At 73.0% G+C, this 8,249-nt stretch carries 7 protein-coding genes; 3 read left to right on the plus strand and 4 right to left on the minus strand.

The features are described 5' to 3' along the window. Nucleotides 1–130 precede the first annotated feature (130 nt). Entirely contained in the window at nucleotides 131–919 is a 789-nt protein-coding gene (gene thiD, locus AB0M52_RS26405) for a bifunctional hydroxymethylpyrimidine kinase/phosphomethylpyrimidine kinase (RefSeq protein WP_363958934.1), read from the plus strand. Nucleotides 920–933: 14 nt separating this feature from the next. Continuing rightward, complete coding sequence (thiC, locus tag AB0M52_RS26410) at nucleotides 934–2,526, plus strand: phosphomethylpyrimidine synthase ThiC (RefSeq protein WP_363958937.1); 1,593 nt, start codon at nucleotides 934–936, stop codon at nucleotides 2,524–2,526. Nucleotides 2,527–2,566: 40 nt separating this feature from the next. Here the strand turns inward: thiC and AB0M52_RS26415 are convergent, their stop codons facing one another. The 4 genes from AB0M52_RS26415 to AB0M52_RS26430 all read right to left on the minus strand — a co-directional run bounded on the left by AB0M52_RS26415 (nucleotide 2,567) and on the right by AB0M52_RS26430 (nucleotide 7,634). Then, entirely contained in the window at nucleotides 2,567–5,491 is a 2,925-nt protein-coding gene (locus tag AB0M52_RS26415; RefSeq protein ID WP_363958941.1) for a hypothetical protein, read from the minus strand. Between the two features lie 78 nt (nucleotides 5,492–5,569). Then, nucleotides 5,570–5,899 carry a cupin gene (locus AB0M52_RS26420; protein ID WP_363958944.1) on the minus strand — a complete coding sequence of 110 codons (330 nt, stop codon included), beginning with the start codon at nucleotides 5,897–5,899 and terminating at the stop codon, nucleotides 5,570–5,572. After that, nucleotides 5,896–6,846 carry an LLM class F420-dependent oxidoreductase gene (locus AB0M52_RS26425; protein ID WP_363958953.1) on the minus strand — a complete coding sequence of 317 codons (951 nt, stop codon included), beginning with the start codon at nucleotides 6,844–6,846 and terminating at the stop codon, nucleotides 5,896–5,898. Before AB0M52_RS26425 ends, AB0M52_RS26420 begins: the two co-directional genes overlap by 4 nt. Nucleotides 6,847–6,848: 2 nt before the next feature. Then, a complete protein-coding gene (locus AB0M52_RS26430) occupies nucleotides 6,849–7,634 on the minus strand; it encodes an ABC transporter ATP-binding protein (protein WP_363958947.1) in 786 nt (261 codons plus the stop codon). Between the two features lie 267 nt (nucleotides 7,635–7,901). On the opposite strand from AB0M52_RS26430, the gene AB0M52_RS26435 reads away from it, so the two are divergent. Continuing rightward, a partial coding sequence (locus AB0M52_RS26435; protein WP_363958950.1) for an ABC transporter substrate-binding protein occupies nucleotides 7,902–8,249 on the plus strand: 348 nt, incomplete at its 3' end.

Consider the following 8,249-nt stretch of genomic DNA (forward strand, 5'->3'; position numbering starts at 1 on the left):
GAGGTGGTGGTGGCGGCGGTTCCGAGTTCGGTGACGGTGGTTCGGAATTCGGCGGCGGTGGTGGCGGCGGCGGGTCCGAGTTCGGTGGTGGTGGCTCAACCGCAACCACGACGCCGACGAAGGGAGAGACGTGACCCCCACCACCGTGCTCACCGTGGCCGGCTCGGATTCCGGCGGCGGCGCCGGGATCCAGGCTGACCTGAAGGTCTTCGCCGCACTCGGCGCGTACGGCACGAGCGTGCTCACCGCGGTCACCGCGCAGAACACCCGGGGTGTGGACGCCGTGCTGCCGCTGCCCCCGCAGACGGTCACCGACCAGCTCGACAGCGTGCTGTCCGACTTCGCGGTGCGGGCGGTCAAGACCGGGATGCTCGGTACCCCGGCCGTGGCGGGTGCGATCGCCGACGCGGCGGCGGCCGGCCGGCTGCCGCAGTTGGTCGTCGATCCGGTGCTGGTGGCCACCAGCGGGCACCGCCTCGGGGTGGTGGAGGCGGTGGAGCGGCTGCTGCCGTACGCCCGGGTGGCGACCCCGAACAGCGCGGAGGCAGCGGCGCTCACCGGGGCTCCGGTGACCAGTGTGGTGGAGATGGCGACGGCCGCGCGGGCCCTGGCGGCCGGCGGGCCGGAATGGGTGGTCGTGACCGGCGGCGATGTGGACGCCGACGGCGAGGCGGTGGACGTGCTGCACGGTCCGGACGGGACGACCGTGCTGCGCGCCCCACGGGTGCCCACCCGGCACACCCACGGGACCGGTTGCTCGTTCTCGGCGGCCACGGCCGTGCGGCTGGCGCTGGGCGATCCGGTGCCGGCGGCGGTCTCGGCCGCCAAGGAGTACGTCACCCGCGCGCTGACCGGCGCGCGGGGTTGGGAGTTGGGCGCCGGACGCGGCCCGCTGGACCACTTCGGCTGGTCCGCCTGATCAGGGAGGTTGTCATGCAGGCACGCCGCAAGGTGTACGTCGAGGGATCGCGGCCGGACATCCGGGTGCCGTTCGCAGAGGTGGTGTTGACCGGGGACAACCCGCCGGTGCGGCTCTACGACACCGCCGGCCCGGGCTCCGATCCGGCGGTCGGGCTGCCGCCGCTGCGGGGGCCGTGGATCGCCGAGCGGGGCGACGTGGCGCCGGTACGTGGCGCGGGCACCCCCCTCGCTGCGGTGGACGGGCGGCGGCCGACGCAGCTCGCGTACGCGCGGGCCGGGATCGTCACGCCGGAGATGGAGTTCGTGGCGATCCGGGAGGGGATGGCACCGGAGTTCGTCCGGGCCGAGATCGCGGCCGGGCGGGCCGTGCTGCCGCTCAACGTCAACCATCCGGAGTGCGAGCCGGCGATCATCGGTAAGGCGTTCCTGGTCAAGGTAAACGCGAACATCGGCACGTCGGCGGTGACCTCGTCGGTGGCCGAGGAGGTGGAGAAGCTCACCTGGGCCACCCGGTGGGGCGCGGACACGGTGATGGACCTGTCGACCGGCAAGCGGATCCACGAGACCCGCGAGGCGATCGTGCGGAACTCGCCGGTGCCGATCGGCACGGTGCCGATCTACCAGGCGCTGGAGAAGGTCGGCGGCGATCCGGTGGAGCTGAGCTGGGAGGTGTTCCGGGAGACCGTGATCGAGCAGGCAGAGCAGGGCGTGGACTACATGACGGTGCACGCCGGGGTGCTGCTGCCGTACGTGCCGCTGGCGGTGGGCCGGGTGACTGGCATCGTGTCGCGGGGCGGCTCGATCATGGCCGCCTGGTGCCTGGCGCACCACCAGGAGAACTTCCTTTTCACCAACTTCCGTGAGCTGTGCGAGATCCTGGCCCGCTACGACGTGACGTTCTCCCTCGGTGACGGGCTGCGGCCCGGGTCGATCGCGGACGCCAACGACGAGGCGCAGTTCGCCGAGCTGCGGACCCTGGGCGAGCTGACCAGGGTGGCCTGGGAGCACGACGTACAGGTGATGATCGAGGGCCCTGGGCACGTACCAATGCACAAGATCAAGGAGAACGTGGACCTTCAGCAGGAGTGGTGCCACGAGGCCCCGTTCTACACGCTCGGCCCGCTGACCACCGACATCGCGCCCGCGTACGACCACATCACCTCGGCCATCGGCGCGGCGATGATCGGCATGTTCGGCACCGCAATGCTCTGCTACGTCACCCCGAAGGAGCACCTGGGGCTGCCGGACCGGGACGACGTTAAGGCGGGGGTGATCGCGTACAAGATCGCGGCGCACGCGGCGGACCTGGCCAAGGGACACCCCGGCGCGCAGGCCTGGGACGACGCGCTGTCCAAGGCGCGGTTCGAGTTCCGCTGGGAGGACCAGTTCAACCTCTCGCTGGACCCGGAGACCGCGCGGTCGTACCACGACGCGACGCTGCCCGCCGAGCCGGCGAAGACCGCGCACTTCTGCTCGATGTGCGGACCGAAGTTCTGCTCCATGAAGATCACCCAGGATCTCCAGGAGTACGCCGCCCGAGGAATGAAGAACAAGTCCGACGAGTTCGTCGCCTCGGGCGGGCGGGTCTACCTGCCACTGGCCTGACCTGCCAGCGCGCAGTCGATGCCAACCGCGGGCGAGAACGTCAGTCCCGGTGGTGCCGGCCGGTCGAGCGCAGCGAGCGACGGGACTCCTTCGGCGTGGACTCGTCGTCGGCCGACGAGCGGCCGAGCCCGGCCACCCAGTCGACGTACTCCTCGTCCTGCGCCGCCAGCGCCTCCTCGCGCTCGGCCGCGGCACCGGCGTCCCCCGCACGTGGTCTGCCGCGGCGGAACAGACCACGCCGACCCTTGTCGCGGTCGCCGCCCGGCTGCACGTCCTCGGGGCGGGTGACAGGTGGTTTGGTGAAGGCGGCCGACAGGTCGCGGGCGGTGGCCACCGGGTCGGTGGAGACGCCCGGGGTGGCGGCGTAAGCCGCGGACAACTCCCGCGCCGTGGCAGCCGGGGCAGGCCCGTCGGGACGCGGCGTCTCGGCACCGTCCAGGTCGGCCGCCGGTGGCCCGATCTCGGCACCGCCGGTGGAGCGGTCCGGTCCGACGGCTGGCGTGGTGCGCTCGGCTGCCGGTGGTGATGTGTCGGGGTACCAGGCCGGTGCCGTCCCGCGGTCGCGCGGTTCGAGGTCGGCCAGTCCGGTGGTGCCGGAACTAGCCGGGCCGGTGGTGCCGGGCTGGCCCGGGCCGCTCGGGTGGGCTGTGGTCATGGCGTCGTCGGCCGGCGGAGGACCGGGCTGAGAAGCGAGGGCGAAGGCGTTCCAGGGCGTTGCCCGGTTCAGGTCGGGCATCGGAAGGCGGTGCCGAGGTCGTGGTGCCGCCTCGGGCGCGGCCGCCCCGGCCGTCCCACCGTCGCCAGCGGCCGCCCATTGTTCCGGAGATGCGGCCCGCTCGACGGCATCGGTCGCCTTGGCGCGGGAGGACGCGGCAAGATCGCTGCTCACGTCGGCCGGGGTAGCCGGAGCGATACCGGCGGTGGCGTCGGTGTGGGTGACGGTGGCGCGGCCAGTGGCAGCGGTGGTGGAGGCCGTGGTGTGGCTGGCGGCGGGGCGGGCCGCTTCGGCGTCACCGTCACCGCGGATTGCCGTTGCGGGATCGGGCGCGGCACTCGCCGAGGGGGCATGCTCAGCCGGAGCCGGAGCCGGAGCCGGAGCCGGAGCCGGAGCCGGAGCCGGAGCCGGAGCCGGAGCCGGAGCCGGAGCCGGAGCCGGAGCCGCCGGGGCCGGAGCCGCCGGGGCCGGAGCGGCCGGGGCCGGGGCCGGGGCCGGAGCGGCCGGGGCCGCTTCCCCGCCACGCCCGGCGGCGTGTGCCTTTGAAGGCGGATCCGCCGGGCTCGCGGGCGCGGCGGGTATCCGCGGCTTGCGGGTGCGCCGAGGCGCCGGTGTCTTCTTCGCCGGGACGACCGACGGGCCCTCGGGCGGCTCTGCGGCCTGCACCGCCGACGGGATGTCGCTGCCGTCGCCCACCGGCGTCGGGTTGACCGCCGGCTCGGCGTCGGGCACCGCCGGAGGCTGGCCGTCCACCGGGTCCGGTTCATCGACCGTCCGGTCTCCAACCGCGGGTACGTCCGCCGACGCATCGGTACCGGCCGGGGCACCTCTGGCCGGCCTGCCGGCAGTGGCACCGCCCGCCGCCGGCACGCTTGTCCCGGTGCGGACGGCCGTGTTGTCGGCGTGGCCGCCGTCGGTCGGGGTGGAAGCAGCGGTACCGGTGCCGAGTGTGACCTCCGCGTCCGACGTCGGGCGATCGGCCTCCGGCCCGTCTGCCCGGCCGGACTCCGGCCAGTTCTCCCAGTTCTGACGGCCGGCCTCCGGCTGGTCCGCCTTGGCTGCCTCCGGCTCGTCTGCCAAGTCGGCCTCTGGCCCGACTGCGCCGGCCGTCTCCCACCTTTGGGGCCGGGCAGCGTCTGGCCGGTCTGCGCTGGGGGAATTCGTCAGGGCTGCGGCCTCGGGACCGGCGGTTGTGGAGATCGCCGGTCCGGCTGGTGCCAGCGTTTCCGGGCTCCTTGCGACGCTCGACGGGGTGTTAAGAAGGGGCCCTTCCTCTACCGCAGGCGTTAAGAAGGGGCCCTTCCTTTCATCCGGCTGGTGCGAGTGGGGTAGGGCGGGGGGCGGGGGGAGCGGCTGGAGGATGGCGGTCGGCTCGATGGCCGTGTCGGCGGTGGGTCGCCTCCCCGGTGGCCAGGGCAGCAACGCGGCGGTGGCCGAGCCGAGCGCGCCGACGGCGACGGCGATCAGGGCCCCGTAGTAGGGCGAGAGCTGGTAGCGGTCGCCCGTGTCGCCGGGCCCGGCGGTCAGGTATGCGAACGCCACCAGCACCGGCCCGGCGACGCCGCTCGGGCCGCTGACCAGCGGCGGGTGCCCGCGCCATCGGGCGAGCGCTCCGGTGGCCACGCCGGCCAGCAGGGTCACCATCGGCAGGACCAGCAGGCTCAGTTGCTGCGCCGCGTCGGCGGAGAGCCACGCCGGCTCCAGCACACCGAGGCGTACCGGGTTCAGCGGCCCGTCCGCCCCAAGCGACGGTACGACCGACACCAGCGCCACCAGCCACACCACCGCAGCGACGGCGGCCATGTTCCAGGCGAACGGTGGTCGGAGCAGTACGGCCAGCGCGGCGCCGGCACCGATCGCCGCGCCGAGGACGGCGCAGATGGCCACGGCCCAGACCGGGTCGATCGAGATGAGGTCGGCGCTGCGGGCCGGTTGCATGCACAGCGGTGCCACGACGGTGGCGCCCAGCGCGGCGCTGCCCGCGAGGGCCAGCTGCCGACCGGTGCCGGTGAGCTGCCCTTCGTGGCGGGACATCCGCTCGGTCAGCACGGCACCGATCACGGCGGCGTTCGCCGCGAACCAGCCGGCCCAGACGAGCTGGGCCGGCCACTGGTTGACGGTGGCGCCGGTGAAGGCGCCGGTGAGCCGGACGACGCCGAAGCCGAAGGCGAGGCCGAGCTGACCGGCCCCGGCCAGCAGGCTGACGCCGAAGGCTGTGAGCAGTAGCCTGCTCAAGGTCCGATTGGCCATGAACGGCACGTTACGGTCCGTCGCCACCGATCGCCACCGGCACGCCGTGTGACGCCGCAGTACCTGCTCGCGGCGGGTCTACTTGAGCTCGACCAGCCGGGCCAGGTATGTCGTGTCGCCGACGTTGGTGAGCATGTGCACGGCCCCCGGATCGCGGTAGACCACCCCGCCGGTCGGCTCGTCCGCATCGATCCTGGTGCCGTCGATGGTCTGTACGACGTTCTTCGCGCCCTGGATGGCCACCACCAGATAGGGGTGGTCGTGCCGGTGCAGCGGTTGCTGCTCGCCCGGCTCCAGTCGGATGTGCCAGACCCGGACGCGGTCGTTCTCGAAGACGATCTCCTGGCCCACCGGGCCGAGGACGAGTTCCTGCCCGGACGAGTGGGTATCGAGCGGTGTTTCGGTCATCGGGTTCCGTCCAGTCGGGGGAGCACCTCGGCGGCGATCAGCTCCAGGTGGTCCAGGTCGGCGAGGTCGATCAGGCGCAGGTGTACCCGCTGGGTGCCGATCGCCGCGAACTCGCCGATCCGGTCGACCAGCTGCTCCGGCGACCCGACCACCAGGTCCTCGGGCGGCAGGGCGCTCTTGACGTGCAGCGGTGCCGCCCGGCGCCGGGCCTCCGCGTCGGTACGCCCGATCGCCACCACGATGCCGGCGGAGAGCACCAGCGGTCGGCGCCCGGTGCCGGTGCGGTCGACCCGGTCGCACGCCTCGCGCACCCGCTCGTACGCCTCGGCGGTCTGCTCGACGCTGGTGAACGGCACGTTGAACTCGTCGGCGTGCCGGGCGGCCAGCTCCGGGGTGCGCTTGGGGCCGCGTCCGCCGACGATGACCGGCGGCCCGGGGGTCTGCACCGGCTTGGGCAGGGCTGGGCAGTCGACGAGCCGGTAGTGGTCACCGGTGTAGCTGAAGGTCTTGCCCGACGGGGTGCCCCACAGTCCCGTGATCACTTCGAGCTGCTCGGCGAGTCGGTCGAAGCGCTCACTGGTGCCGGGGAACGGGATGCCGTACGAGATGTGCTCGCGGGCGTACCAGCCGGCGCCGATGCCCAGTTCGACCCGGCCGCCGCTCATCTGGTCCACCTGGGCCACCATCATGGCCAGCGGCCCGGGCGGCCGGAAGGTCGCCGACGTGACCAGCGTGCCCAGCCGGATCCGGCTGGTTTCCCGGGCCAGCGCGGCCAGCGTCAGCCAGGCGTCGGTCGGGCCGGGCAGGGCCGCTTCGTCGCCCATGGCCTGGTAGTGGTCGGCGCGGAAGAAACCCTCGAACCCGCCGTCCTCGGCGAGCCGGGCGAACCGGAGCTGGTCGTCGTAGCTGGCGCCCCGGTGCGGCTCCGTGAAGACGGCCACCCGCATGCTCATCGCCCCTCCGTGCCGGCGGTCGCCGGCTGGTCGCGCTCCATCAGCAGTTCGTGCAGGTCGGCGCTGACCCGGGCGACGTCCGCCAGATGGGCGTTGCGGCCGAGGGTCCGGGGGCGGGGAATGGCCACTTCGACGACCTTGCGGACCCGGCCGGGGCGCGGGCTGAGCACGACCACCCGGTCGGCGAGCAGCACCGCCTCGTCGATGGAGTGGGTGACGAAGACGACGGTCGCGCCGTTGCGCATGTGCACCCGTTGCAGCTCCCCGGCCAGTTCCTCGCGGGTGAGCGCGTCGAGCGCGGAGAAGGGTTCGTCCATCAGCATCACCCGGGGGTCGCCGATCAGCGACCGGCACAGCGACACCCGCTGTTGCATGCCGCCGGACAGCTCGTGCGGCAGCCGCTTCTCGAAGCCGGCCAGCCCCGCGACGTCGAGCAGGTCCCGCGCCCGGTCCCGGTGGTCGGCGCGTTTCCAGCCGAAGATCTCCACCGGCAGCAGCACGTTGTCCAGCACGGTGCGCCAGGGGAGCAGGGCCGGTCGCTGGAACAGCATGGCGATGTCCGGGCGGGGCCCGGTGACCGGCGTGCCGCCCACGGTGACCTCCCCGGCGGTGACCGGGATCAGGCCGGCGATCAGCCGCAACAGGGTGGACTTGCCGCACCCGGAGCGGCCGAGCACCGCGATGAACTCGCCCTCGGCCACGTCGAGGTCGATGCCGCGCAGCGCTTCGACCCGGCCGGCGCGGCCGTCGAAGGTGCGCGACACCTCGGACAGTCGGATCATCTCCGGCGGCCTCCGCTGAGTGGGTAGTCAGGAAATCTGCCAAAGGCTATCCGGCTCGGTCCCGTATCGCACCGTCCGGGGTGGACATCCATTTGTTTCCGTTCCGCAACCCGGTACGCCTGGCGTCGCAAAGGTGGGGTTCTCGTACGCTGTGCCCGCGAAGAGTCCCCTCGATACGCGGTGTCGGCTTCCATCCCGGCTGCCGGTGCCGCCCGACAACTCCCTCCCGGCGGCCGATGCCCCGGTTGGAAAGGACAAGGTGCACTGATGAGAAGGCTGACCCGTACGGTCGCCGCGGCCACGCTGGCCACCGCCCTCGCCCTGGTCTCCGCGTGCAGCAGCGACTCGGACAAGGCCGACGACAACAGCGGGGCGGGCGCGTCCCTGGAGCAGGTGACGTACCTCACGTCGTTCGGCAACTTCGGGCGTGACGCCTACGCCTGGGTGGCGAAGGAGAAGGGCTTCTTCTCCGACGCCGGCTTCGAGGTCGAGATCAAGCCCGGGCAGGGCACCGGCGCGGTGATCCGGCCACCGGCCAGGATGAGGATCCGGTCGGCCAGCTTCTCCGCCTCGTCCAGGTCGTGGGTGGTGAGCAGGATCGTGGTGTCGTCGATG

The sequence above is a fragment of the Micromonospora sp. NPDC051296 genome (genome assembly GCF_040682255.1).
Classification (GTDB): Bacteria; Actinomycetota; Actinomycetes; order Mycobacteriales; family Micromonosporaceae; genus Micromonospora; species Micromonospora craterilacus.

What these genes read in the sequence shown, in the direction of transcription:
- thiC (WP_363958937.1), top strand. Translation starts at nt 934, where the DNA reads ATGCAGGCACGCCGCAAGGTGTACGTCGAGGGATCGCGGCCGGACATC.
- AB0M52_RS26415 (WP_363958941.1), bottom strand. Translation starts at nt 5,491, where the DNA reads ATGGCCAATCGGACCTTGAGCAGGCTACTGCTCACAGCCTTCGGCGTC.
- AB0M52_RS26420 (WP_363958944.1), bottom strand. Translation starts at nt 5,899, where the DNA reads ATGACCGAAACACCGCTCGATACCCACTCGTCCGGGCAGGAACTCGTC.
- AB0M52_RS26425 (WP_363958953.1), bottom strand. Translation starts at nt 6,846, where the DNA reads ATGCGGGTGGCCGTCTTCACGGAGCCGCACCGGGGCGCCAGCTACGAC.
- AB0M52_RS26430 (WP_363958947.1), bottom strand. Translation starts at nt 7,634, where the DNA reads ATGATCCGACTGTCCGAGGTGTCGCGCACCTTCGACGGCCGCGCCGGC.